We start from the raw sequence: 2,708 nt of genomic DNA, 5'->3' as shown, positions 1-2,708 counted from the left end.
TACAAAAAACAAAAACAACTAGATGCTTTAATGGCTATTTGGGGGCTTTTACGTTTTATGGCGCAAAATGAAAACACCGATGTGATTTACATCAAAAAAGACGAAAAACGCTTATTAAGAGTACAACAAGCCAACAATTTTTTAAAAGCTTTTAAAGATGTTTATTATACACAAGGACATGGTTTATACCTCAATGCCACATTAAAAGAAGAATTATTTTACTGGAGAGGTGCTACATATAATCTCCTTAAAGCTGAAGATAAATTTGGAATAGAAACCACTAAAAATGATTATATCGAGATTAAAAATAAAACCTATCAAAAAGAACTATTTGATACACGATATCATACAATTAATGAGTTATTAAAGCAACAATTACAAACATTGAATTAGGATTAAAAAAATGAGTGATTTTCTAATCAATAGTACAAAAAATAGGTGTTTTTTAAATCCTATTTTTGAGGTTAAACTCAGTAATCACAAGGGGTTGATCCTGTTAAAAACAATGTTATGTTGGGAGTAACCTCACTTTGGAAGGTATTCACAACTACCATCAAGTTGTTGAGTACAATAGGCATGTTGGGAGTAACCTCATTTTGGAAGGTATTCACAACGTGATAGCGTACGCCTTGTATCGTTAAGCAAGTTGGGAGTAACCTCACTTTGGAAGGTAGTCACAACTCAGGAAAATCCATAGCCCTAAAACACTCTGTTGGGAGTAACCTCACTTTGGAAGGTATTCACAACAAGATATCACCACGGCCTGCTTGTGTAATTGTTGGGAGTAACCTCACTTTGGATGGTATTCACAACATTTTGGAGCAAGCAGATCTGAGATAGGTGCTGGGAGTAACCTCATTTTGGATGGTATTCACAACGATAAAAAGTAAAAATGTAGAATGTAAAATATCGAAGTTTAAAGTGATCTTGTATTAATGATATGATCTTGAGCTATACTCTTTACTCATCACTAACTACTTATCAATTAATATTGATGGTATTCACAACTAGCCGTTAAAATAGAATTTCCTTGTACGAGTTGGGAGTAACCTCACTTTGGAAAGTATTCACAACCGTAATTCTCTACTTTCTTCTTAAAGTTCTGTTGGGAGTAACCTCATTTTGGAAGGTATTCGCAACGACAAGAAGTAAAAATGTAGAATGTAAAATATCGAAGTTTAAAGTGATTTTGTATTAATGATATGATTTTGAGCTATACTCTTTACTCATCACTAATTACTTATTACTTGATATTGATGGTATTCACAACTATATTCCAGTCTATGTGACTTATTAATAAGTTGGGAGTAACCTCACTTTGGAAGGTATTCACAACACATTATACCATATCACTAGTTCTGCTCCTGTTGGGAGTAACCTCACTTTGGATGGTATTCGCAACGACAAAAAGTAAAAATGTAGCATGTAAAATATTGAAGTTTAAAGTGATTTTGTATTAATGATTTGACCTTGAGTTATACTCTTTTCTCATCACTAACTACTTATCACTTAATATTGATGGTATTCACAACAGATTCTCTGCCATTGCTATACATTCTTTTGTTGGGAGTAATCTCACTTTGGATGGTATTCACAACTGTAAAAAGTAAGAATGTAGAATATCAAATATTAAAGTATAAAGTGATATTGTATTGATGATTCTGAAGTATACTTTTTACTCTTAACTAATTACTCACCACTTATCATTTGATATAGATGGTATTCACAACAGTAAAAAGTAAAAATGTAGAATGTAAAATATCAAAGTTTAAAGTGATCTTATTAATATATTTGAGATATTTTTTTTATTCTTCATTAACTATTTATCACTTGATAAAAAATGTTAAAATCAAGTCTAAAATCTTCGTTACCTCTTTTATCAAATTAGGCTTCCTTTCTCCTTTTTCGTATCTTATATATAGTTAATTATTAGAGAAAAACCCTAATAAACCGAGATGCATTGCAATGAAATTTTGTGTTTCTTTTTTGAACTCAAATGTTCTACTATGAACGCTTATTGGTCTTCGCTTTTTTATGGTTTTTCTTCCCTAAAATCAATCAAAATGACCAAAAAACAGCCTTTTTTAGAGTCTCATTCAAAAAAAAATGAACTTTTTTCAATTTTAACATTTCAAGTACTGGCTTTACGAAAACAGCTTCCTAACTCATACTCATTCATCCCTTTTTCTACACATTCAAAAAACTAAATTCTGTTATGTATTTACTTAATTATACCTATACCCTTAGAGCTTTAGACGCTCATGTTTCTACTTACAATCAAAAAGAAGAACATTATAATGTTAAAGTCAGAGCTGCTATGGTTGCTACTGCACAACAACTTTTAAAAATCTATGGTATCGCACTTGCCAAAGCTTATAAAAGAAATCCTTTTTCTAGTGATGCTTTACCATCGCTACGTACTAATAATGTGCAAATCGCTAAACTTACACATTCTAGTACTAGAACAGCTCATAGGCATCTTATTCGTTTACAAGAGGCGGGTATTATCATTAAAAAGGTTTGGCACGGTTCTAAAGCTCCTTATGAGTTATGGTTTAATCCAGAGGTACTTGTTTTTATCCTTTCCTGATAATCATACTGAAACTGTAGAAAAAGTGGCTGTTAAAGAAGCTCAACAGGCTGTTAATAACCCTGTCAATAAGCCTAAAAATCAAGATCAAAGCCGCTTTTTGTCCTATACTGATAAT

At 31.6% G+C, this 2,708-nt stretch carries 2 protein-coding genes; both read left to right on the top strand.

The genetic code is table 11. The annotated features are described in order from the left end of the window. A partial coding sequence (locus tag ACYEKI_RS21110) for a hypothetical protein (RefSeq protein WP_459213199.1) occupies nt 1-393 on the top strand: 393 nt, incomplete at its 5' end. 1,822 nt (nt 394-2,215) lie between these two features. Beyond that, on the top strand, nt 2,216-2,590 hold the full coding sequence (locus tag ACYEKI_RS21105; RefSeq protein WP_459213198.1) for a hypothetical protein: 375 nt from the start codon (nt 2,216-2,218) through the stop codon (nt 2,588-2,590). Nucleotides 2,591-2,708: the final 118 nt, after the last annotated feature.

This window comes from Aquimarina rhabdastrellae, from assembly GCA_947387485.1.
Taxonomy (GTDB): Bacteria; Bacteroidota; Bacteroidia; order Flavobacteriales; family Flavobacteriaceae; genus Aquimarina.
Note: the sequence above shows the minus strand (reverse complement) of the source record. Positions and strands in the feature narration are given on the sequence as shown.